This is a genomic window from Enterobacter sp. MGH 16, from assembly GCF_000493175.1.
In the GTDB taxonomy this organism is placed as follows: Bacteria; Pseudomonadota; Gammaproteobacteria; order Enterobacterales; family Enterobacteriaceae; genus Enterobacter; species Enterobacter roggenkampii.
Genome location: NZ_KI535695.1, coordinates 971992 through 992646 on the forward strand (window position 1 = coordinate 971992; position 20655 = coordinate 992646).

The following is a 20655-nucleotide window of genomic DNA, read 5'->3' on the forward strand; positions in this document are numbered from 1 at the left end:
TGTTTCGCCTGGAGTTCGTCATGGAGATCAATAAAAAACGCCTTTCAGAGATTTTTGGAGTCAGCATCCGCACGATCCAGAACTGGCAGGATCAGGGAATGCCAGTTGCGCGCGGTGGTGGAAAAGGTAATGAAGTGCTTTATGACGCTGCCGCCGTAATCGAATGGTATTCCGCCCGTGACGCAGCGATAGAAAACGAAAAGCTGCGCAAAGAGGTTGAACAGCTGAGAGTTGATTCAGAATCAGACCTTGTGCCTGGCACGATTGATTATGAGCGGCATAGGCTTACCCGAGCCCAGGCTGATGCTCAGGAACTAAAAAATGCAAAAGAGTCCGCTGAGGTGGTGGAGACCGCATTCTGCACGTTCGTGCTGTCGCGGATAGCCGGAGAAATTGCCAGTATCCTTGATGGAATACCTCTGTCGGTTCAGCGGCGCTTTCCGGAACTGGAAAATCGACATATTGATTTCCTCAAGAAGGACATCATAAAAGCCATGAACAAAGCAGCTGCGCTGGATGAAATGATACCGGGGTTGCTGAGTGAATATATCGAACAGTCAGGTTAAGGGGCTACAGCACTCCGCGCGCTCGGGGCTCCGTTCGTTGTACCGGCCAGAACCGCAAACGGCGGTTGAGTGGGCAGACGAAAATTATTACCTTCCAAAAGAGTCTGCTTATCAGGAAGGGCGCTGGGAAACGCTGCCGTTTCAGCGTGCGATAATGAATGCGATGGGTAATGACTATATCCGCGAGGTCAATGTCGTTAAGTCTGCCCGAGTAGGCTATTCAAAAATGCTGCTCGGCGTGTATGCGTATTTCATCCAGCATAAACAGCGTAACTCGCTTATCTGGTTACCTACCGACGGTGATGCAGAAAACTTCATGAAATCCCATGTCGAACCGACAATCCGGGACATCCCCTCACTGCTGGCGCTGGCGCCCTGGTACGGTAAAAAGCATCGGGACAACACGTTGAATATGAAACGTTTCTCGAATGGGCGAGGTTTCTGGTGCCTCGGTGGTAAAGCTGCAAAAAACTACCGTGAAAAATCTGTTGATGTGGCGGGTTATGACGAGCTGGCGGCATTTGACGATGATATCGAGAAAGAGGGCTCTCCAACGTTCCTGGGGGATAAACGTATTGAAGGGTCGGTCTGGCCTAAATCGATACGAGGATCCACACCCAAAATTAAAGGGACATGCCAGATTGAACGTGCCGCCAAGGAGTCTGAGCATTTCTTGCGCTTCTATGTTCCCTGCCCACATTGTGGGGAGGAGCAGTTCCTTAAATTCGGCGATAAAGAGACGCCATTCGGGTTCAAATGGACGCCGGGCGATCCTGCCAGCGTTATATATCTGTGTGAACACAATGCCTGCGTAATTAAACAGCAGGAGCTCGATTTTTCGCAGGCGCGGTACATCTGTGATGAAACCGGGATCTGGACGCGAGACGGACTTTGCTGGTTTTCATCATCGGGTGCCGAAATTGATCCGCCTGACAGCGTAACCTTTCATATCTGGACGGCCTATAGCCCCTTCACAACCTGGGTGCAAATCGTCAAGGACTGGATCAAGACCAAAGGGGACACGGGAAAGCGTAAGACGTTCGTCAACACAACGCTTGGTGAAACGTGGGAGCCTAAAATTGGTGAGCGTCCTGATGCTGAGGTGATGGCCGAACGTATTGAGCACTTCTGTGCCAGGGTGCCGGAGCGCGTGGCCTACCTTACTGCCGGTATTGACTCCCAGCTTGACCGTTACGAAATGCGTGTCTGGGGCTGGGGGCCTGGTGAGGAAAGCTGGCTTATCGACAAAATTATCATTATGGGGCGACATGATGATGAATCCACGCTTCTGAGGTTGGATGAGGCGATCAACAAAACCTATCCGAGGCCTAACGGCGTTGAGATGCTTATTTCCCGCATCTGCTGGGATATCGGTGGCATAGACCCAACGATTGTTTATAACCGCTCGAAAAAGCATGGTCTGTTTCGTGTCATCCCCGTTAAAGGCGCATCTGTCTACGGCAAGCCCGTGGCGAATATGCCTCGTAAGCGTAACAAGAACGGCGTTTATCTCACTGAGGTAGGAACAGACACCGCGAAAGAGCAAATTTATAACCGTTTCACGCTGGTGGCAGAAGGCGACGAACCGCTGGCGGGAGCGGTTCACTTCCCTAATAACCCTGAAATATATGATTTAGCTGAGGCTCAGCAGCTTACGGCTGAAGAGCAGGTTGAGAAGTGGGTAGACGGGAAGAAAAAAATCGTCTGGGACAGTAAAAAACGACGAAATGAGGCGCTTGACTGTTTTGTCTATGCACTTGCAGCTCTGCGGATAAGTATCTCCCGCTGGCAGCTGGATCTGGATTCTCTTCTGGCCAGCTTACGGGAAGAAGACACTGGCCGTAAAAATAATACATCTCTGGCGGATTATGCCAGAGCATTAGCGGGAGATGAATAATGGCAACACAGGCTGAACTGGATGCCGCGCGCGCAGCGTTACATGATCTGATGATGGGAAAACGGGTTGCGACGGTACAGAAAGACGGTCGAAGGGTGGAATTTACGGCGACGTCAGTCAGCGATCTGAAAAAGTACATCGCCGATCTAGAGTCACAGGTCGGTACCTCTTCACGACGCCGCGGGCCGGCAAGGTTCTACGCATGAAAACTCCTTCTTTAGTTGGCCCCGACGGGAAAACCTCCCTGAGGGAATATGCAGGCTATCACGCCGGTGGCGGCGGATTCGGTGGGCAGCTAAATGCCTGGAATCCCCAGAGTGAAAGTGCCGACGCCGCACTTCTGCCGAATTTCGCCCGGGGGAATGCCCGTGCTGATGATCTGGTCCGTAACAATGGTTATGCGGCAAACGCCGTACAGCTTCACCAAGATCACATCGTCGGGTCTTTTTTCAGACTGAGTTACTGCCCGAGCTGGCGTTATCTCGGCATTAAAGAAGAGGAAAGCCGAGCATTTGCCAGGGAGGTGGAGGCCGCCTGGTATGAATATGCGGAGGATGACTTTTGCGGGATTGATGCCGAGCGCAAGCGTACCTTTACGATGATGATCCGTGAAGGCGTTGCGACGCACGCTTTTAACGGTGAACTGTGCGTCCAGCCCACCTGGGACAGTGATTCATCGCGACTTTTTCGCACGCAATTTAAAATGGTTAGTCCAAAACGCGTGAGTAATCCCGGTAATACAGGTGACACGCGTAACTGCCGCGCGGGTGTCAAAATCAGTGATAGCGGCGCAGCGCTGGGGTACTACGTCAGTGAAGACAGCTATCCTGGCTGGATGTCGCAAAAATGGACCTATATACCACGGGAACTGCCGGGCGGAAGGCCATCATTCATCCATATTTTTGAACCGCTTGAGGATGGACAGACCCGCGGCGCAAACGTGTTTTACAGCGTGATGGAGCAGATGAAAATGCTCGACACACTGCAAAATACTCAGCTCCAGAGCGCAATTGTAAAGGCGATGTATGCGGCGACAATCGAGAGCGAGCTTGATACCGATACGGCGATGGACTTTATCCTCGGCGCGGATAGTAAGCAGCAAAATAAGCTGACGGGCTGGCTTGGCGAAATGGCAGCATACTACGCTGCAGCGCCGGTTCGCCTCGGTGGCGCGAAAGTGCCTCATCTTATGCCGGGCGATTCCCTGAACCTTCAGTCAGCACAGGATACCGATAACGGTTATTCCACCTTTGAACAATCACTCCTGCGCTATATTTCGGCCGGTCTTGGTGTTTCGTATGAGCAGCTTTCCCGTAACTACTCTCAGATGAGCTATTCGACGGCGCGCGCCAGTGCCAATGAATCCTGGGCGTTCTTTATGGGGCGTCGCAAGTTTGTCGCGGCCCGGCAAGCCTGCCAGATGTTCGTCTGCTGGCTCGAAGAGGCGATTGCGCGCCGGGTTGTCACGCTCCCCTCCAAAGCCAGGTTTAGCTTCCAGGAGGCGAGAACTGCCTGGGGTAACGCCAACTGGATTGGCTCGGGGCGCATGGCTATTGATGGGCTGAAGGAGGTGCAGGAGGCCGTGATGCTGATTGAGGCTGGTCTCAGCACATATGAGAAGGAGTGTGCCAAACGCGGAGATGACTATCAGGAAATATTTTCTCAGCAGGTACGTGAAACTATGGAGCGCCGGAGCGCGGGACTTAAACCTCCGGCATGGGCGGCTGCTGCATTTGAATCTGGGCTGAAAAAATCAAACGAGGAGGTAAAAGATGACGCCAGAGCTGCGTAATCTCCCGCATATTGCCAGCATGGCCTTCAATGAGCCGCTGATGCTTGAACCCGCCTACGCGCGGGTTTTCTTTTGCGCGCTGGCAGGCCAGCTGGGTATCACCCGACTGACTGATTCCGCTTCTGGCGTCTCGCTCGGCGCTGAACAAATTGCAGAGCCGCTGGCGCTGTTTGGCGATGACGAGGATATTGGGCCCCGGCCAGCGCGGAGCTATCAGGTAACAAACGGGATCGCGGTGCTGCCCGTTTCCGGGACGCTGGTCAGCAAAACCCGGTCACTGCAGCCTTATTCCGGTATGACGGGCTATAACGGGGTCATTGCCCGACTGCAGCAGGCAATGAGTGATCCCGGCGTAGACGGTATTCTGCTGGATATGGACACACCGGGCGGGATGGTGTCCGGGGCTTTCGATTGTGCCGACATTATTGCCCGGATGCGGGATATCAAGCCCGTTTGGGCGCTGGCAAATGATATGAACTGCAGCGCAGGGCAGCTAATTGCCAGTTCTGCATCGCGACGGCTTGTCACGCAAACGGCCAGAACCGGCTCCATCGGCGTCATGATGGCGCACAGTAATTATGGCGCTGCGCTGAAAACTAACGGCGTTGAGGTCACGCTGATATATAGCGGCGATCATAAAGTCGACGGCAATCCCTACGAAAAACTACCAAAGGACGTTCGCGCTGATTTTCAGACGCGCATCGATGCCACTCGTCAGATGTTTGCCGAAAAGGTTTCCGCTTATACCGGAATGTCAGTGCAGGCCGTACTGGACACCGAAGCGGCCGTCTTCTCAGGTCAGGAGTCCGTGGATAACGGTCTGGCGGATGAACTTGTTAACAATACCGACGCGCTCAGCGTGATGCGTGAAGCACTCGACAGACGCAAAAAAACAACCACTGGAGGAACTATGCCATCACCTTCTGCATCTGCAGCGACCAATCAGCCAACTGACCAGGCAGCAACACAGACGACTGCACCGGCTGAGCAGGTCACCACCGTTGACACAACAACTGCTGCCTTAACGGCCCCGGCAGACCTCAGCGCTCAGGTATCGGCAGCCGTAGCCGCCGAGAATGGTCGCATCATGGGTATTCTGAACTGCGAAGAGGCAAAAGGTCGTGAATCACAGGCTCGTGCGCTGGCAGAAACGCCGGGCATGACGGTCGAGAGTGCACAGCGCATTCTGGCCGCGGCGCCGCAAAGCGCCCAGGCGCGTACCGATACGGCGCTGGATCGCCTGATGGAAACCGCACCAGGCGCTCTTTCAGCAGGGAATGCCTCTGCTGAAGCCGGCGACGATTTGTTAAACACCCCCGTTTAAGAGGCTAACATGGCAATCACCGAAGTATTTACTCATCACCAGCCGCTCGGTAACAGCGATCCGGCACACACCGCGTATGCACCGGGCGAACTGACAGGATCCACCCCGGAAATGACCCCGCTCATGCTCGATGCTACGTCCGGCAAGCTAACCGTCTGGGACGGCGAGCATGCAGGTGCAGCAACCGGCATTCTGGCGGTTACCGCTGACCAGAGCAGTGCTGAACTGGCATTCTATAAATCCGGTTCTTTCCGCATCGAAGATGTGCTCTGGCCATCTGCCGTTACCGACGAAAATATCAAGCGTAACGCGTTCGCCGGTACTGCGATCAGCATCGTTTAATCACCCTCAACTTTCATAAAAGCCGCTTATGCGGCTTTTTTTACGGGAAAAATCTATGTCAGTTTACACAACAGCCCAGCTTCTGGCGGTCAATGAGAAGAAATTCAAGTTCGATCCGCTCTTCCTGCGTATCTTCTTTCGCGAAACTTATCCCTTCAGTACAGAAAAAGTCTACCTGTCGCAAATTCCGGGCATGGTCAATATGGCGCTGTACGTATCGCCGATTGTCTCCGGGAAAGTGATTCGGTCCCGTGGCGGCAGCACGTCGGAATTTACGCCGGGGTATGTGAAGCCAAAGTACTTAGCATGGCTTTCTGAGGCTTTCGTGTAGTTGCTGGTTTTTGCACTTAATTGTTTGATAATTATGGTTAAGTTTTTCTGGCGCTTTCACTGTATTTTCCTCGTTTTCTGTGCGTTGCAATCACCTTTGTATTGCAGCTTGTATTGCTTTTTGGGGGCTAAAAATGGCTGGTGAGAACAAATTGAGCGACAAGGCGCTTAAGGGGTATCTGGGAAAATCCAGAGAAAAGCAGATCACTGTAGCGGATGGGAAGGGGCTTTCAGTTCGTGTGAGTAAGAAGGGGGCTGTGAGTTTTGTCTTCTTCTACAGGTTAGCTGGTGGTCTGACTGCCCCTGTCTGGTTAACGCTGGGTAAGTATCCGGATATGTCGCTAAAACAAGCCAGGGAGAAGCGGGATGAGTGCCGGGCGTGGCTTGCAGAGAAACGAGATCCACGTATACAGATAAAGATTCAGTCCGAGGAGCGTCTTAGGCCGGTTACTGTTCAGGACGCTCTCTGTTACTGGTACGAAAATTATTGCAAGGTTCGTCGCAAAACCCATGCTGTAACTCTGGGGCGATTTCGTAAACATGTTTTTCCCTTTATCGGTCATCTGCCTGTGAACGACACACACCTCTATGAATGGCTCGATTGTTTTGACCGGATTAAACGTAATGCGCCAGTTATGGCGGCGTATGTATTTTCTGACACAAAACTGGCACTTCGTTTTTGCCGGGTTCGCCAGTACGCAACCTGCGATGCACTAAAGGACTTGCGCATGACCGATGTTGGCCAGGCGGCTGGTAAGCGTGATCGGGTTCTTAATGAGGCCGAGTTAGGGCAGCTCTGGAAAGCTATCTTTGTTGAACCTGATATCAAGTTGATGTCCGAATATGCCAGGAAAATGTTTGTTCTGTGCACGGTTTTCGGATGCCGCATGAGTGAGGCCCGGTTATCAGAATGGAAGGAATGGGATCGAAAAAACTGGGTATGGTTCGTTCCAAAAGAGCATTCAAAAAATGGGGTGGAAATTGTAAGGCCAGTACCCGAAGGCCTGAGGCAGTGGATAACGGACGTCTACGAGGAAACAAAGCATTCCGGCTATGTGCTGGGTAGTCTGCGTATCAGGGAAAGCGTAAGCAAAATTGGTGGAAAAATTGGTAAGCGGCTGGGCCATGAAAAACAATGGTCTCTACATGACCTCAGGCGAACGCTTTCAACCCATCTTAGTGATTTGGGCGTTGAGTTTCATGTAGTGGAGCAGCTGTTAGGCCATGCATTACCTGGTGTTGCGGGCATTTATAACCGAAGTAAATTTATGGCGAAGAAACTGGACGCGTTGGAACTCTGGACGACATACCTCAATAGCATCTCAGGTGCTGAGTCAAAAGTGACAATCCTCAAACAAAAGGTTGGTTAACATGAAAAAAATGGCAGTTGTTGATAAAAAGGGTCTCGAGTACATTCCTAACATTGACCGTATGATCCGTGAAAAAGAGTGTCGGGAACTGACTACTCTTGCGAACAGTACGCGCTGGAAGCTGGAGAAGGAAGGGAAGTTTCCTAAGCGTATAAAAATTGGTGCTACAGCCGTAGCATACCGTCTCTCAGAGATTCAAGCTTGGATAAGAGGCGATTGGATAAGCTGAATAAGGAGAAGTAATATGACAATGTGCGTTTATTGGAAAGATAAATCTAATAATATTCATATGGCAACTGATTCTCGGTTAAGTAACGGGGTGTCTGTTCTCGATCATTGCTTGAAAATATCTAAGCTTGATTGTGAGGTACATGAATGCAACGATTTAAGTGGCGAGGGTAAAGTATTTGTAAGAAAGATTAATCTCGCCATTTCTTTTTGTGGTGGATTTGTGAGTGCCTATACGATTAAAGAGAGTCTTACTGAAATCCTAAATCAAATGGTTCTTTTTCCTGATTCATCACATATTTCTATGGACTTGATAACCGATGTGGCTTTGATGGTTTATGAAAAGGTGGTAAGGGCTGCTGTTGAGTATTCCAATGGTAAATCAGGCGCTTGCTTTTTTTATATTGCTGGTTTTTGCCCGAAAACTAATGAAATGGAAATGTATAAGTTAGGTGTTAGGGCGAATTCATCCCAAGATGGGTTTAATTGTTTTAAAGAAAAGTGTTTTCAAACTAATGATTATATTATAGATGGAAGTGGGGCTGCATTTTTAATGGAGACCGATACGCTGGATAATCATTTTAAAAATGCTTATTCTATTAATCAACAAATGCCATTGCTCGATTTATTGTTTTCAGTGATTAATAATAGTGCATGTGATACTGTTGGTGGCGCGATACAATATGCTAAATGTGATCCTAACGATAATGTTATATATTCGATGTATGAAAATGATAATGGTCAAATAAGATATATGCGTGGTGGTGTTGATTTAAATAAGTTGACTGATGAATGCGCTGCACAAGGGGTAGTAATTGAAGCTAAAATGATTGGGAAGCAATGATGAAAGATATAGATGGTGTTAATGAAGTTTTAGAAGTAATGAAACCTCACATGAGTAGTATTGAGAAACATTTTACAGAAATGAACGATATGTTTCTCGGTCTTATAAATCAACCGCATGATTACATTGGGCGAGTTTTGAAATGCCATCTTGTTGTTGAACATTTTTTGACTAAGTTTCTACATGATTATTATAAAATTGAAAGGCTTGATAACCTCAAGTTGCGTTTTGCTCAGAAAGCCGAAATGATTCCCCAAAATGGTCTGAGTGCTTCGTTTGTAAGGCCAGGCATAATACAATTAAATAGAGTGCGAAATAAATGCGGCCATGATTTAAACTCTAGCATTGAAAGGCATGAAGTTTCGTCTATTTATCAGGTGCTTGAGATATCAAGGAAAGGATTGAAATTTGATGATCCTGTGAATGCGATTGAAGCTTTCACACCAATCGCATGCGCTTTTCTTTCTTTACCGCCGCCAGAGCTTCAAGAAGTTTTTATTGATGCCTTCAAAGCGATTTCTACTTACGACCCAGAATGATGACTATGAGACATCAATATCTTTTGTGATGTCTCGCTGATTTAACTCTTTCCGTACAATTCTTTTTAGCCATGCAGAGAGCGTCTCATCACCGTCTTCTTTCATGGCTTTAACCATCGCTTCTTCTAAAAATGGGTCTACTCGAAAAGCTATTTGCTTGTTGCCTTTAGGCATTTTTGTGTTTGACATGTGTCTGACACTCGGCGTAATCTTTTGTGTGTGACAATGTACAACGTATGTCTGACACTTGTAAATAGCGAAGCCCTGTGGTGCGCCAACACCAAGCAGGGCTTCTAACCAAACCGTTAACTGGAGTAACGACTATGGCTGGAACACAGCATACCCAAACTCACCCCAAATTTACATGGCTATTCCTTGGCACACCGAATGGCCACGCCTGCACACCCGTAGTTCTGCGCACCGTCGCCGAGACCGAAGATACTGCCCGTGAAGCATTCTGCGGCTGGAAGTTAACCTTCGCCGCAAAAATTCGAACCGAAAGCCCGCTTTCAGTGTCGTTTATGGACCCTGAAAGCCAAATCCTTTGGAGCATTCTGGGTAGCGATCCTTACAGCGCAGATGCCGTGCCAATGGAGGTGCGTCATGCATAAGTCCGACTTACCCGCAGATTACGAGATTCGCGTACTGGTGACGGTTAAAAACGGTCAGGTTACAGAGCGCCGCCTTCGTCCGAATGAAATCGTGGCCACACCGGAAGGTTTTATCCAGGCAGTTCGTCAGGCTGCTGATGCACACGGTTTAACTGCTACCGACAAGGAATAAATCTCATGGTGAAAAAATTAAATCGGGCACAGCCCGAGGGCATCGTTCAACCAAAAATCGAACTTAACAGCCGCTGGAAAGATTCTCGCGGGGAAAAAATTACAGTCACAGGCGTAACGGATAGCCGTATTACGTATGTCCGGGATGGATACTCCCATGAGTGTGTTTTTTCTGAGTATCGGTTCCGAAATGAATTTATTTACCTTCCTGAGGAAAGCCGGGAGTGGCAGGAGGCAGTAAAAGAAAATGGGCGTAAAAAAATCGCTGCGCTGCGATCTTCTCTGCCGCTGAGTGTTGGATCTGACGGATGGGACAAGGGGCTGAAATGAAAAACGCACCGAACCTGAAACATCAGCCAAAGGAAAAATTCACTGAGGCAGTTATCTTTGCCGGGTCTGATGCATACGCACATGCCAGGGGATGGGAAGAGGGGCTTGGTAAACAGATCGCCGAAGACACTGTCCCTCCCGTTTACCTTGGGCCAATGCAGCTGGCAGAGCTCGATAACCTGCGCATTGTGGATGACGGCCGTCGTGCCGCGCGCATATATCTGGCTGGGAATATTGAGCCTATCCAGATTAATAATATTGCCGAAAAACTGGCTCTGGCTGGTGTGCAGGATGCCAAATTGTACAAAGGTATTCCCGACCAGGAGCCGGAGGACTGGAGAGAATATCTCTCCCGTCTGCGCGAACAAATTGAAGTCTCTGCGAGGGAGGTGTCATTGCGGCACAGTTTACCGTTAAGCGTGGGATCTGATGGGTACGATCAGGAGCAGGATTATACGTTAAAGAGTTATCTCCCCTCTAATAGCCTGAGCAGCATATACGGCCCTAGCGGTTCGTATAAAAGTTTTCTGGCGGTGTCTTGGGCTTGCCACGTTGCAGCCGGGATGAAGTGGGCTGGAAAGTCAGTATCAGCTGGCGCCGTGATGTACGTAGTGGGTGAAGGTGGTATTGGCGTCCCGCGGAGAATAAAGGCGTGGGAGAAAAAGCATGGTGTGAAACTGAATAACCTCTATCTGGTCAACCGTCCGGTTTTCCCAGTTCGCCGTGAGGAAATGCAGGAGATGATCAAAGCTGCGCGTGATGTTAAGTCCAGAACGGGCCAGCCGATTCGCCTGATTGTCGTCGATACGCTGGCGCGGTGCTTCGGTGGTAATGATGAAAACGATGCTCGCGATATGGGGGCATTTATAGAAGGCTGCGACGTCATCAAGCGTGAGACTGGAGCCACGTTGCTGGTGGTGCATCATTCAGGTAAAGACGATACCAAAGGCGCACGAGGTTCCAGTGCTTTCAGGGCAGCTCTGGATGCCGAATTTAACATTCGCCGCGAAGGTGACGGCGGAGCGATAATTCTGACCTGTACGAAGATGAAGGATGCGGAGGAGCCTAAACAGGCCGCATTCGATTTGCGCCCGGTGGAACTGTTTACGGATCGCGATGGCGAACTTATTTCTTCGCTGGTGGTTAATGATGTTCCTAGAGAGGCAAAAGGGGTAGATCCTGAGTTGGTAGGGATAGCGAAGTTAACAGGTAATCATATGGCTCTATGGCAAGCTATCCGAAGTAGAACAATGCAAGGTGAATCTTGTACCAGGGCCGTTCTGCGCGATGATTTGAAAGCGACGGGTAATGATACTAAGCACTTTAGCCGCTGGGTTCAAAAGTTGGTTGATGATGGATTGATTATCCAGAATGGTGACGTATTAACTATACAATCGTTAAGGGAAGTGGGTTAACAAGTGGGTAGTAAGTGGGGAGGGCTGGGAGCCCCCCCCTGTTTTCCCCACTTTGCGCCTATATACTTGGACAAAGTGGGTAAAAACGCTCTAACCCGCGTCAGTACTGGTTTTGGCGGGGGTTGCCTAAAATGCTGGTGGGTTGTAAGTGGGGAGTAGTAGAAGTGGGGATTAAGTGGGTAGTTGTCCAGGAGGAAATATGAGCGGTAAAAGAAAATATGTGTCTGAGTTTTCAGTCACCATAACCTCAAAAGGCTGGTTAATGTTTACTCCAGATCAGCTGCATGCAGAAGGGGAGATTAGAGCGGAACATAGGGATATTGCCGATAGCTGTCATATTTATATGATATGTAAGAGACCAAAGGCCACTTGTAGTGCTGAGCCGCCAACACTTGATAATGGTATTTTGACAGGACATCTAACTAGCCGCGTCGCTGGAGAGTTAGTTTTATCTACATACAAGATACCTTTTGAGTTTGAGGATGAAGAAGAAGAGAAGATTTATGTTGCGGATTACCCTCACAGAAAAATCTATACCGTAAATAGTGATGGCGAAGAAGTAAGATATTGGCCTGGTGATTTATTGGCATTGAGAACTGGAAATGGGATTTTCAGTGATTTGGAGGTGCTTTATGTTGGACAAGCATATGCAGAAGGTAAGCGAACAGCATTAGACAGGCTGAGAAGTCATGCTACTCTACAAAAAATCCTTGCAGATACCATGTATGATTTTCCCGACGATCAACTATTTATTGTTACTGTCGAATATGATGATTATATCCTGGCATCAACATTCAATGGCATGGATAAAGGGGCAATTGGCGGTGATGAGGATGATGCTAGGCTTAAAAGCGTTTTTAAAAACCCACTATCCCAGAAAGAAATTATTTGCCTGTCGGAGGCTGGGCTAATAAGGTATTTTCAACCGAAATATAATGAAATTTATAAAAAGAATTTTCCTGCAGCAGATCAAAAAGTTTTGGCGGGTTGTTTTGATTTGGATTTCTCTGGTTTATCTGTTGAAGTTGAACTTTATGGGACTGGATTGAGATTGTTCTCAAGTTGTGTTCCTGTTCGGTATCACCACATTGCTATGTTCAATCTTGCGGATGAGTCGAAGAGACTTGGCTTTTTCACTTTCAGTGATGGTGTAAGTGAACCATTCACTATAGATGGCACTATCCCTTTGAAGAAATGATGTGATTGAAATGAGAGCGGGCCACAACCGGGCCCGCTTGGCAATTACCGATTTTTATAAATGGTGTTATCTGGAGGAAATAACGGTAAGGATGATAGCAGATTTAACGTGTCGTAAAATCATGCCAAATTAAATCTATACATTATTGCACTCCATTACACACCGTTGCATACATCCAATACCACTTTTACAGTGATAGCATTATCCCTGCAACGAACTCTATTCGATTTTTTAATGAGGTAATATATGCCAGGTTTATACACGCCAGCGGCACTTGTCCGAGTTGTTAGTGCCGAGGATATCCAGAAACAACTCAAAACTCTATTCACTGATTTATTCTTTACCCGCGCAGTAACGTTCGAAACGCGCGATATCATACTAGACACGATTGACGACCCTAATATTCCGATCGCAGCATTCTGTTCGCCAATGGTAGGCAGTAAGGTGGCACGCGATGAGGGTTATGAATCGAAATCTATCCGTCCGGGGTACATGAAACCCAAAAGCAGCATTGATCCGAATAAACTGGCCGTTCGTCCGGCGGGTGTAACCCCTGAGCAATACAGCTCGCTCGATGCACGAAATATTAAAGTCAAACAGGCCATACTGAAGCAATCCATTGCTATCCGGGCGCGTATTGAATGGCTGGCTGTTCAGGCCGTTACTACCGGGAAAAATATCATTGAAGGAGAAGGGATCGAACGCTACGAACTGGACTGGAATATCAAATCCCAGAACATGATCACTCAGGCTGGTGGCGCTGCATGGTCAGGTAAAGACAAAGCGACATTTGATCCAAACGACGACATTGAAACCTACTCAGAACTGAGCGAAGGCGTTACTAATATCATCATTATGGGAGGGAATGTCTGGAAGAAATACCGCTCATTCAAAGCGATCAAAGATGTACTCGATACACGTCGCGGATCTAATGCCCAGCTTGAAACAGCACTGAAAGACCTGGGCGATTCAGTGAGCTTTAAGGGCTATATGGGCGATGTTGCAATCGTCGTTTACAGCGGTCGCTATACCGACGAAGACGGCACAGAAAAATATTTCCTTGACCCGGATTTGATGGTGCTGGGTAACACTGCACTACAGGGCATTGTGGCTTATGGTGGAATTCAGGATCCCGAACTCATCCGCATGGGCATCACCAAAGCAGAACTTGCGCCCAAGAATTACATCGTACCTGGTGACCCGGCGATTGAATATGTCCAGACGCATTCCGCACCGCAACCAATCCCGGCCCGCATTAACCGTTTTGTCACCGTTCGTGTGGCTTAAGGAGCATTTATGACTGCAAATTACATTGAGCTGGTGGCCGGCACTGAAGCGCTGGTATCTACGCTGGGGATTTTTGCTGGTGGGAAAGGCGTAATCCCTGCGCTGACACCGCTGATGCAGGATGCGACTACTGGTGCTCTGGTTGCATGGGATGGCGTTAAAGCAGGGCAAGCTGTTTATGTGTCCTGCTTCAGCGTCGATACCGCAAGCCAGACACAGGCGCAGGTCTACAAGACTGGTGTGCTGAATGTCGATGCACTCAACTGGCCGGAAGAGGTTACAACTCTCTCGGCAAAGATTGCCGCCTTTGTTGGTTCGGGTATTTCTGTTCAACCTCTGGCGCACGTGTGAGGAGATAACGATGAAAGTTAAAGACAAAAGCCTGATGGCAACCGCCGATGCTCTCTATCCGGATCCGGTAGCGAACGAGCTGCAGGAGCTCGCAGACAAGATGAAAGTCAGTGAGCGCCTGGTTGATATGAATCAGGTGATAGAACTCACCACACTAAGCCGACGTACATTGCTCAACCTCGAAGCTCGAGGCGAGTTTCCGGTGCGTGTACAGCTCACTGAAGGGCGTAAGGCATGGTATCTGAGCGAAGTTATCGAGTGGATCAATAACATTCCTCGCAGCTCTGAAACATGTCAGGTCCCTGTGCCCGTCAAACCAGATGCATCACTATGCCTCAAGGCTGAGCGAGTTCGCCGACAGGCCCAGAACGGCAAAAGCAAGCTGATCGGCTAGGTGAGTCAGCCCGATTGACCCGGCGAAAGTGCGCGGGTCCTTTCGGGCAGTTTGGCTTACTACGGGGCGGCGACCTCGCGGAAAAGCGCTATTTATGAGTTTTTATGAGAGGTAGGTGGTGGTGTTGTTATTTCATGTAAATATATGATTTAAAATGATATTTACATAGAAATATAGCCACTTACGCAGTTCAAAATAATACAGAGGAACAAATGACCCAGCATCTGCTCAACAAGAAGAACATGGCGAAAAGTTGTAAGGTCGGTGTAACTGCTTTCGACAAATGGGGTGTAGAACCAGTAAAGCGTGCCGGACGCGAAGCGTTTTATGATGTGGCAAGCGTTGTAAGTAACAGGGTTGAAAATGAACTGAGTAAGATTATGGAACAGGGGGGTGACATAGATGATGCTGAACTTTTGAAAGCTCGAATACGACTTACTAACGCTCAGGCAGATGCACAGGAGTTGAAGAACGCCCGTGAAACAGGGGAGGTGATTGATACGGCATTCGCTACATATGCCTTATCAAAATTAGCTGGAGAAGTTGGAGCCATTATGGATAGTCTTCCCTTGGCTATCAGTCGACAGTTTCCAGGTATGGAAAAAAGATATCTGGACTCAATTAAAAAGGAAGTCAGTAAGGCGATGAATCGAGCTTCTCATATTTCAGATGAAATACCAGAAATGGCTGAGCGGTACATATGTGAAAATCAGAAGGGCAAATGATCTATAGTTCTAGATGCACCGCAAATGGTAGCGATGCATCATTTTTTACAAGAGGAATTGTTGGCGTGATATTTCATCCTCAATGTTTTTGAGGAAGTCTAAATGATTTGCGATGCCATGATACCCAGGATATATACGAGGGTAGTCATATCCCATCAATATTAACAACCGATATAGCTCCATTCGCTGGGAGTTTGGTAATGTGACTTTTATAAAAAGCGGTTCATCTCCAAGATTCGTATTTGAGCTACTTGTTAGTTCATCAAATACAACTTCATCCAATGGTCTGGTGTCAACTTTGTCTTTTTGGCCTAATATAATATCCCTTTGTTCATGTGGAAGTAAGAAAACTTCTCTTGGGAAAATATTTCGTTTAAGTATGGATGAGCAATATGTGAAAAGGCCTTTTTGTGCTGTCACGTTATCGTTGTTTTTATAATTTGGTGTGAAGAAGTTTATTCTGTTTACTTTTCCGGATTTTTTCAACAAAGTTATCCAGTTGGCATTCATAGCCCAAACACATAAATCCTCTTTGCTTTCAACTTCAGAAGTGCAAGCAAAAAAACATGCTGTCAGTGCATCATGTGTCCAATCCATAAGTCTCGTTGGAATACCATAATGTTGAGCTAAAGCTGCAAGCTCTAATAATTCTTTAGGTAGCCATTCTTCATCTTCATGACGATCAGCTACCACAAATTGATTTGTAACTAAATGAATGTCATCCTTAAACCAACGTTCTGTGGGTGGTGTAAATAACCCATTTCTATTGGATATTTTATAAAACTGCCTAAGTATGGCTGTTTCGGCTTGAATTTGTTTTGATTCAAACAATAAATCTGTTTCTGTTATTGATATCCTTGCGCTCATGGCTTGAATTCTTTTGATTATTGAGCTGTCTCTTCTTAGAACCGATGGGATAAGTTTATGATTTGCATTCCCATGCCCTCTGAAAATAAAATTTCTGAAGTCAAATTCTTTATTTAAATACGGTGAGAAATAACTAAGGAAGTCTTGTGCTGTCTCAAGGTTTATTTCGATGTTTTTTTTGAGGACTTCTTCTTTGTTCATCATATTTATGCTCTTGAGTTATTTAAGGGGCTTTCGCCCCTATGAGTTTAGCATTGTGGTAAAGAAAGAAGATTGTTGTTCCATTTGCCATCGGCATAAGTTCGAATAAATTTCTTTCGTCCATCTTTGGGATCTACAACGCCAACATAGGCTGTGTTGCCATATGCATCAGTTACATGAAACGTATGCTCATTTTTTTCAATAGCCGCAATAACTTGCGCAACCGTCCATTTGCTCCCTTTAGGGTTGAATTGAGGGCTGCCTACATGAGTAATATGCTCGTGAATAGCATTTGTATCAGAGAGTGTAATGCATGTGATACGTACATCAGTCATAAGAATCTCCTTATCGCTATGTGAAGGAAAAAAATCTAAACTGATTAATCAAACTTCAAAGTTCTAGTAAGCACATATGAGAGCAATGTATTGCAGTCTGTATTGCAAGAGCGCAATTTACCCTTTTTTTTTAGTATCTTTTTTGTTTTCAGTCAATCTCATACGTTCATATTTGACTCATGTAGCCAAAACACGAAGTGAATCCGCTGATGACCCTCCGCCGCCTGCCTGATGAAGATCCACAGAATCTGGCCGACCCTGCCTATCGCCGCCGACGCATCATTCTTCAGAACATGAAAGATGAAGAGCTGGCAATTGCGCAGGTAGAAGAAAAGCAGGCCGTTGCTGCAGTCCTCAGTGGTAAATACACAATGACCGGGGAAGCGTTTGAGCCGGTTGAAGTTGATATGGGACGCAGTGCCAGTAACAACATCACCCAGGCGGGTGCAGCTGCCTGGTCTTCTCGCGACAAAAAAACGTACGACCCGACCGATGATATTGAAGCGTACGCGCTTAACGCCAGCGGTGTGGTCAACATTATCGTCTTCGATCCAAAGGGCTGGGCGCTGTTTCGCTCCTTTGACGCGGTGAAGGAAAAGCTGGATACGCGTCGCGGTTCAAGCTCTGAGCTCGAAACCGCCGTAAAAGACCTGGGAATGGCCGTCTCATATAAGGGGATGTATGGCGACGTTGCCATCGTTGTGTACTCCGGTCAGTACATCGAGGATGACGTCAAAAAGAACTACCTGCCGGATCTGACAATGGTGCTGGGAAATACCCAGGCGCGCGGTCTGCGTACCTATGGCTGCATTCTGGATGCAGATGCACAGCGCGAAGGCATTAATGCTTCAACGCGCTATCCGAAAAACTGGGTGCAAACGGGCGACCCGGCTCGCGAGTTCACCATGATTCAGTCAGCTCCGCTGATGCTGCTGCCAGATCCGGACGCGTTCGTTTCAGTCAAGCTGGCATAACTTTCCCCAGTGGCCCTGTTGGGCCACATTTCTGGAGTATTTCCCATGACAGAAAAAGAAACCCTTATCGCCCGACTGAAAGAGCTGGGCGTAAAGCTTGATCGTGAGGTCAACGTCACAGGCACCATCCAGGAGCTTACGTTACGTATTTCTGAGCTCGAAGAGGAACTCGACGAAGACGGAGAAGAGGGCGATGAGGTGTCAGTTGCCAGCACTACTGCTATCAGCACTTCGGGCCAGCCCGGCCCAGAGAACACCTCTGGCTCTATTAACGAGAATCCTGCGTCAAATGAGCCCGGCGAGCTGGTGGCGGTTGAGACACTGGTGACCTTGCACATTGATGCACTTCACGCCACACGCAACGAGTCCCTCTCTATTGTTGAGCCTGGTGTCGTTATTCGCTTAACCGACGCGGAGGCTACCGGACTGATTTCTCAGGGGCTGGCCCGGGAAGTCTGACAGGGGGCCTAATGGCTGATTTCGATAATCTTTTTGATGAAGCGATGGCGCGCGCGGATACCACTATACGTGGAGTGATGGGAGCAGAGGCAAGGATAACCTCTGGCTCTTTATCCGGCGTCACGCTCCGCGGGGTCTTTGACGATCCAGAGAACATCGGTTTCGCAGAAGCGGGGATCAGAATTGACGGAACCAGGCCGACGTTTTTTGTCAACTCATCGGATGTGAGCGGGCTGGAACGGCTGGACACGCTGAAGGTAAACGGGCGTGAATTTTGGGTTGATCGCGTGGGCCCGGATGATTGCGGTTCCTGCCATGTATGGCTGGGTAGTGGATCACCTCCCGGCGGATCGCGGCGTCGTTAAGGAGCATTCATGTCGATAAAAGGTCTTGAGCAGGCGATTGCTAACCTGGATAGCCTGGACAGAAATATGGTTCCCAATGCCAGCGCATGGGCTGTGAACCGGGTTGCTGCTAATGGCGTCTCGGTTGCCGTCCGAAGAGTGGCGAAAGAAACGGTAGCCGGTGATAACCGCGTTTCGGGGATACCTGTAAAGCTGGTCAGACAAAGGGTGAGAATCAACAAAGCCTCGGCGTCAGGGCACTCAGCCGCCCGAATTAAGGTTAACCGGGGCAACCTTCCCGCCATCAAACTCGGTGCCGCGCAGGTCAGGGCTACGAACCGAAAAGGCCCGCTGGTTCGAAAAAGTAGCGTGCTGAGAATTGGCCGTTATGTTTTTCGCGACGCCTTTATCCAGCGCCTGGCGAACGGCCGCTGGCACGTCATGAAGCGCATTGCAGGAAAAAGTCGTTATCCCATCGACGTGGTCAAAATCCCATTGTCCGCGCCCCTCACTACTGCTTTCGAAGCAGAGAAGAAACGCATGCTTGAAGAGGAAATGCCAAAACAACTTGGCTATGCCCTCAGGCAACAACTGAGGTTGCATCTGACACGATGAAACACACTCTCATTCGCCAGAAAATTATTGATGTGCTTGAAGAGGCCATCGGGATCGACGTCATGTTTTTTGACGGGCGTCCGGCTGTCATTGAGGAGGAGGATTTTCCTGCCGTCGCGGTCTATCTGACCGATGCGGAGTATACCGGCGAAGAACTTGATGCCGATATGTGGGCGGCAACGTTACATATCGAGGTCTTCCTGTCCTCGCAGGTACCAGATTCCGAACTGGATGAATGGATGGAAAGCCATATTTATCCGGCCCTCGCTGATGTTCCCGGCCTCGATTCACTGTTAACGCTCATGGTTCCACAAGGCTTCGATTACCAGCGCGATGATGCGATGGGGCTGTGGACCTCCGCCGATATGAAATATTCAATCACTTACGAAATGTGAGGAAAACATGCCAACACCAAATCCACTTGCTCCTGTAAAAGGCGCCGGTACCACCCTCTGGCTTTACACCGGAACGGGCAACGCTTTCGCTAACCCACTCTCTGATATCGACTGGAATCGCCTGGCGAAAATCAAAGAACTTACGCCGGGCGAAATGACCGCCGAATCTTATGACGACACTTACCTCGACGACGAGGATGCCGACTGGAACGCGACGGCCCAGGGGGCAAAATCTGCTGGCGATACCTCGTTCACCCTCGCCTGGAAGCCGGGTGAAGAAGGGCAAAAAGACCTGGTCGCATGGTTTATTGATGGCTCAGTACGCTATTACAAAATCAAATACCCGAACGGTACCGTCGACGTTTTCCGCGGTTGGTGCAGCAGCCTGGGTAAAGCCATTCCGGCAAAAGAGGTCATTACCCGTACAGCGAAAATCACCAATACCGGCAAGCCGGAACTGGCAGAAGAAAGCGGTACCCCGAATATCCCCGTGACCGGAGTTACGCTCGATAAAGCCACGGCAAGCGTGGCCGTCGGCGCAACCACAACGCTCAATGTGACGGTTAACCCTGCCAGCGCCTCAGATACCTCGTTCCGCGTGGCAACCTCCGACGGGGCAAAAGCAACGGTCACCGTTAGCGGCAACGCGATCACCGTCACCGGCGTGGCGGCAGGCACCGCTGACGTTATTGTTATGACCAGCGACGGTAATTTCGTTGCGGTCTGCAAAGTCACCGTAACTGCAGCGTAA

At 48.8% G+C, this 20655-nt stretch carries 27 protein-coding genes and 2 pseudogenes; 26 read left to right on the forward strand and 3 right to left on the reverse strand.

Translation table 11 applies throughout. The features are described from left to right. Nucleotides 1-20: 20 nt before the first annotated feature. The 11 genes and pseudogenes from L362_RS18030 (at nt 21) to L362_RS17980 (ending at nt 9232) form a co-directional block, all read left to right on the forward strand. On the forward strand, nt 21-566 hold the full coding sequence (locus L362_RS18030) for a terminase small subunit (protein ID WP_023343846.1): 546 nt from the start codon (nt 21-23) through the stop codon (nt 564-566). Then, complete coding sequence (locus L362_RS18025) at nt 541-2463, forward strand: phage terminase large subunit family protein (protein WP_032637669.1); 1923 nt, start codon at nt 541-543, stop codon at nt 2461-2463. Before L362_RS18030 ends, L362_RS18025 begins: the two co-directional genes overlap by 26 nt. Beyond that, complete coding sequence (locus L362_RS18020) at nt 2463-2669, forward strand: phage head-tail joining protein (protein ID WP_023343848.1); 207 nt, start codon at nt 2463-2465, stop codon at nt 2667-2669. Before L362_RS18025 ends, L362_RS18020 begins: the two co-directional genes overlap by 1 nt. Then, nucleotides 2666-4255: a phage portal protein gene (locus L362_RS18015; RefSeq protein WP_023343849.1), complete on the forward strand. Its 1590-nt coding sequence runs from the start codon at nt 2666-2668 to the stop codon at nt 4253-4255. Before L362_RS18020 ends, L362_RS18015 begins: the two co-directional genes overlap by 4 nt. Further along, entirely contained in the window at nt 4236-5579 is a 1344-nt protein-coding gene (locus tag L362_RS18010) for a S49 family peptidase (RefSeq protein WP_023343850.1), read from the forward strand. Before L362_RS18015 ends, L362_RS18010 begins: the two co-directional genes overlap by 20 nt. Before the next feature lie 9 nt (nt 5580-5588). Next, on the forward strand, nt 5589-5921 hold the full coding sequence (locus L362_RS18005; protein WP_023343851.1) for a head decoration protein: 333 nt from the start codon (nt 5589-5591) through the stop codon (nt 5919-5921). A 55-nt stretch (nt 5922-5976) separates the two neighbouring features. After that, a pseudogene (locus L362_RS18000) lies at nt 5977-6222 on the forward strand (major capsid protein); the annotation flags it as partial. Nucleotides 6223-6385: 163 nt separating this feature from the next. Further along, the gene (locus L362_RS17995) at nt 6386-7621 is read left to right on the forward strand and encodes a tyrosine-type recombinase/integrase (protein ID WP_023343853.1); all 1236 of its coding nucleotides are present in this window, start codon (nt 6386-6388) and stop codon (nt 7619-7621) included. A gap of 1 nt (nt 7622) precedes the next feature. Further along, complete coding sequence (locus L362_RS17990) at nt 7623-7850, forward strand: helix-turn-helix transcriptional regulator (RefSeq protein ID WP_023343854.1); 228 nt, start codon at nt 7623-7625, stop codon at nt 7848-7850. Between the two features lie 15 nt (nt 7851-7865). Next, nucleotides 7866-8693: a hypothetical protein gene (locus tag L362_RS17985; RefSeq protein ID WP_023343855.1), complete on the forward strand. Its 828-nt coding sequence runs from the start codon at nt 7866-7868 to the stop codon at nt 8691-8693. Next, entirely contained in the window at nt 8690-9232 is a 543-nt protein-coding gene (locus L362_RS17980) for a hypothetical protein (RefSeq protein ID WP_032637672.1), read from the forward strand. The genes L362_RS17985 and L362_RS17980 overlap by 4 nt, the downstream gene beginning before the upstream one ends. Nucleotides 9233-9235: 3 nt before the next feature. On the opposite strand, the gene L362_RS17975 is transcribed toward L362_RS17980, so the two are convergent. Then, on the reverse strand, nt 9236-9421 hold the full coding sequence (locus L362_RS17975; RefSeq protein WP_023343857.1) for a hypothetical protein: 186 nt from the start codon (nt 9419-9421) through the stop codon (nt 9236-9238). A 134-nt stretch (nt 9422-9555) separates the two neighbouring features. Here L362_RS17975 and L362_RS17970 point away from each other — a divergent pair, with 134 nt between their 5' ends. The 9 genes from L362_RS17970 to L362_RS17930 all read left to right on the forward strand — a co-directional run bounded on the left by L362_RS17970 (nt 9556) and on the right by L362_RS17930 (nt 15714). Further along, nucleotides 9556-9843, forward strand: a complete 288-nt coding sequence (locus L362_RS17970) for a host cell division inhibitor Icd-like protein (protein ID WP_023343858.1) — start codon at nt 9556-9558, stop codon at nt 9841-9843. After that, a complete protein-coding gene (locus L362_RS17965) occupies nt 9836-10015 on the forward strand; it encodes a hypothetical protein (RefSeq protein ID WP_023343859.1) in 180 nt (59 codons plus the stop codon). Before L362_RS17970 ends, L362_RS17965 begins: the two co-directional genes overlap by 8 nt. Nucleotides 10016-10020: 5 nt before the next feature. Continuing rightward, nucleotides 10021-10344 (forward strand): DUF4222 domain-containing protein, encoded by a 324-nt coding sequence (locus L362_RS17960; protein ID WP_023343860.1) that lies wholly within the window; start codon nt 10021-10023, stop codon nt 10342-10344. Next, a complete protein-coding gene (locus L362_RS17955; RefSeq protein WP_023343861.1) occupies nt 10341-11759 on the forward strand; it encodes a helicase RepA family protein in 1419 nt (472 codons plus the stop codon). The genes L362_RS17960 and L362_RS17955 overlap by 4 nt, the downstream gene beginning before the upstream one ends. Before the next feature lie 199 nt (nt 11760-11958). Next, nucleotides 11959-12957 (forward strand): hypothetical protein, encoded by a 999-nt coding sequence (locus L362_RS17950; protein WP_023343862.1) that lies wholly within the window; start codon nt 11959-11961, stop codon nt 12955-12957. A gap of 246 nt (nt 12958-13203) precedes the next feature. Continuing rightward, a complete protein-coding gene (locus L362_RS17945) occupies nt 13204-14244 on the forward strand; it encodes a major capsid protein (protein WP_023343863.1) in 1041 nt (346 codons plus the stop codon). A 9-nt stretch (nt 14245-14253) separates the two neighbouring features. Next, nucleotides 14254-14595, forward strand: a complete 342-nt coding sequence (locus L362_RS17940; RefSeq protein WP_023343864.1) for a head decoration protein — start codon at nt 14254-14256, stop codon at nt 14593-14595. 10 nt (nt 14596-14605) lie between these two features. Further along, nucleotides 14606-14989 (forward strand): helix-turn-helix transcriptional regulator, encoded by a 384-nt coding sequence (locus tag L362_RS17935; RefSeq protein ID WP_023343865.1) that lies wholly within the window; start codon nt 14606-14608, stop codon nt 14987-14989. 212 nt (nt 14990-15201) lie between these two features. Then, nucleotides 15202-15714 carry a terminase small subunit gene (locus tag L362_RS17930; RefSeq protein WP_023343866.1) on the forward strand — a complete coding sequence of 171 codons (513 nt, stop codon included), beginning with the start codon at nt 15202-15204 and terminating at the stop codon, nt 15712-15714. Between the two features lie 45 nt (nt 15715-15759). Here the strand turns inward: L362_RS17930 and L362_RS17925 are convergent, their stop codons facing one another. Next, on the reverse strand, nt 15760-16785 hold the full coding sequence (locus L362_RS17925) for an FRG domain-containing protein (RefSeq protein WP_023343867.1): 1026 nt from the start codon (nt 16783-16785) through the stop codon (nt 15760-15762). Between the two features lie 44 nt (nt 16786-16829). Continuing rightward, nucleotides 16830-17117, reverse strand: coding sequence for a DUF3892 domain-containing protein (locus L362_RS23675; protein WP_023343868.1), 288 nt, complete (start codon nt 17115-17117; stop codon nt 16830-16832). 185 nt (nt 17118-17302) lie between these two features. On the opposite strand from L362_RS23675, the pseudogene L362_RS17920 reads away from it, so the two are divergent. The 6 genes and pseudogenes from L362_RS17920 to L362_RS17895 all read left to right on the forward strand — a co-directional run. Next, nucleotides 17303-18091 (forward strand): annotated as a pseudogene (locus L362_RS17920) (minor capsid protein E); the annotation flags it as partial. Between the two features lie 45 nt (nt 18092-18136). Beyond that, nucleotides 18137-18550 (forward strand): DNA-packaging protein FI, encoded by a 414-nt coding sequence (gpFI, locus tag L362_RS17915; RefSeq protein WP_023343870.1) that lies wholly within the window; start codon nt 18137-18139, stop codon nt 18548-18550. Nucleotides 18551-18561: 11 nt separating this feature from the next. After that, the gene (locus L362_RS17910) at nt 18562-18915 is read left to right on the forward strand and encodes a head-tail joining protein (RefSeq protein WP_023292732.1); all 354 of its coding nucleotides are present in this window, start codon (nt 18562-18564) and stop codon (nt 18913-18915) included. A 9-nt stretch (nt 18916-18924) separates the two neighbouring features. Beyond that, the gene (locus L362_RS17905) at nt 18925-19509 is read left to right on the forward strand and encodes a phage tail protein (RefSeq protein WP_023292731.1); all 585 of its coding nucleotides are present in this window, start codon (nt 18925-18927) and stop codon (nt 19507-19509) included. After that, nucleotides 19506-19904 carry a phage minor tail U family protein gene (locus L362_RS17900; RefSeq protein WP_000683284.1) on the forward strand — a complete coding sequence of 133 codons (399 nt, stop codon included), beginning with the start codon at nt 19506-19508 and terminating at the stop codon, nt 19902-19904. The genes L362_RS17905 and L362_RS17900 overlap by 4 nt, the downstream gene beginning before the upstream one ends. Nucleotides 19905-19911: 7 nt before the next feature. Next, nucleotides 19912-20655: a phage tail protein gene (locus L362_RS17895; RefSeq protein WP_001704116.1), complete on the forward strand. Its 744-nt coding sequence runs from the start codon at nt 19912-19914 to the stop codon at nt 20653-20655.

Bases quoted from the DNA above. Each gene is read 5' to 3' on its own strand.
- L362_RS18030 (WP_023343846.1), top strand. From the start codon at position 21: ATGGAGATCAATAAAAAACGCCTTTCAGAGATTTTTGGAGTCAGCATC.
- L362_RS18020 (WP_023343848.1), top strand. From the start codon at position 2,463: ATGGCAACACAGGCTGAACTGGATGCCGCGCGCGCAGCGTTACATGAT.
- L362_RS18015 (WP_023343849.1), top strand. From the start codon at position 2,666: ATGAAAACTCCTTCTTTAGTTGGCCCCGACGGGAAAACCTCCCTGAGG.
- L362_RS18010 (WP_023343850.1), top strand. From the start codon at position 4,236: ATGACGCCAGAGCTGCGTAATCTCCCGCATATTGCCAGCATGGCCTTC.
- L362_RS18005 (WP_023343851.1), top strand. From the start codon at position 5,589: ATGGCAATCACCGAAGTATTTACTCATCACCAGCCGCTCGGTAACAGC.
- L362_RS17995 (WP_023343853.1), top strand. From the start codon at position 6,386: ATGGCTGGTGAGAACAAATTGAGCGACAAGGCGCTTAAGGGGTATCTG.
- L362_RS17990 (WP_023343854.1), top strand. From the start codon at position 7,623: ATGAAAAAAATGGCAGTTGTTGATAAAAAGGGTCTCGAGTACATTCCT.
- L362_RS17985 (WP_023343855.1), top strand. From the start codon at position 7,866: ATGACAATGTGCGTTTATTGGAAAGATAAATCTAATAATATTCATATG.
- L362_RS17980 (WP_032637672.1), top strand. From the start codon at position 8,690: ATGATGAAAGATATAGATGGTGTTAATGAAGTTTTAGAAGTAATGAAA.
- L362_RS17975 (WP_023343857.1), bottom strand. From the start codon at position 9,421: ATGTCAAACACAAAAATGCCTAAAGGCAACAAGCAAATAGCTTTTCGA.
- L362_RS17970 (WP_023343858.1), top strand. From the start codon at position 9,556: ATGGCTGGAACACAGCATACCCAAACTCACCCCAAATTTACATGGCTA.
- L362_RS17965 (WP_023343859.1), top strand. From the start codon at position 9,836: ATGCATAAGTCCGACTTACCCGCAGATTACGAGATTCGCGTACTGGTG.
- L362_RS17960 (WP_023343860.1), top strand. From the start codon at position 10,021: ATGGTGAAAAAATTAAATCGGGCACAGCCCGAGGGCATCGTTCAACCA.
- L362_RS17955 (WP_023343861.1), top strand. From the start codon at position 10,341: ATGAAAAACGCACCGAACCTGAAACATCAGCCAAAGGAAAAATTCACT.
- L362_RS17950 (WP_023343862.1), top strand. From the start codon at position 11,959: ATGAGCGGTAAAAGAAAATATGTGTCTGAGTTTTCAGTCACCATAACC.
- L362_RS17945 (WP_023343863.1), top strand. From the start codon at position 13,204: ATGCCAGGTTTATACACGCCAGCGGCACTTGTCCGAGTTGTTAGTGCC.
- L362_RS17940 (WP_023343864.1), top strand. From the start codon at position 14,254: ATGACTGCAAATTACATTGAGCTGGTGGCCGGCACTGAAGCGCTGGTA.
- L362_RS17935 (WP_023343865.1), top strand. From the start codon at position 14,606: ATGAAAGTTAAAGACAAAAGCCTGATGGCAACCGCCGATGCTCTCTAT.
- L362_RS17930 (WP_023343866.1), top strand. From the start codon at position 15,202: ATGACCCAGCATCTGCTCAACAAGAAGAACATGGCGAAAAGTTGTAAG.
- L362_RS17925 (WP_023343867.1), bottom strand. From the start codon at position 16,785: ATGATGAACAAAGAAGAAGTCCTCAAAAAAAACATCGAAATAAACCTT.
- L362_RS23675 (WP_023343868.1), bottom strand. From the start codon at position 17,117: ATGACTGATGTACGTATCACATGCATTACACTCTCTGATACAAATGCT.
- gpFI (WP_023343870.1), top strand. From the start codon at position 18,137: ATGACAGAAAAAGAAACCCTTATCGCCCGACTGAAAGAGCTGGGCGTA.
- L362_RS17910 (WP_023292732.1), top strand. From the start codon at position 18,562: ATGGCTGATTTCGATAATCTTTTTGATGAAGCGATGGCGCGCGCGGAT.
- L362_RS17905 (WP_023292731.1), top strand. From the start codon at position 18,925: ATGTCGATAAAAGGTCTTGAGCAGGCGATTGCTAACCTGGATAGCCTG.
- L362_RS17900 (WP_000683284.1), top strand. From the start codon at position 19,506: ATGAAACACACTCTCATTCGCCAGAAAATTATTGATGTGCTTGAAGAG.
- L362_RS17895 (WP_001704116.1), top strand. From the start codon at position 19,912: ATGCCAACACCAAATCCACTTGCTCCTGTAAAAGGCGCCGGTACCACC.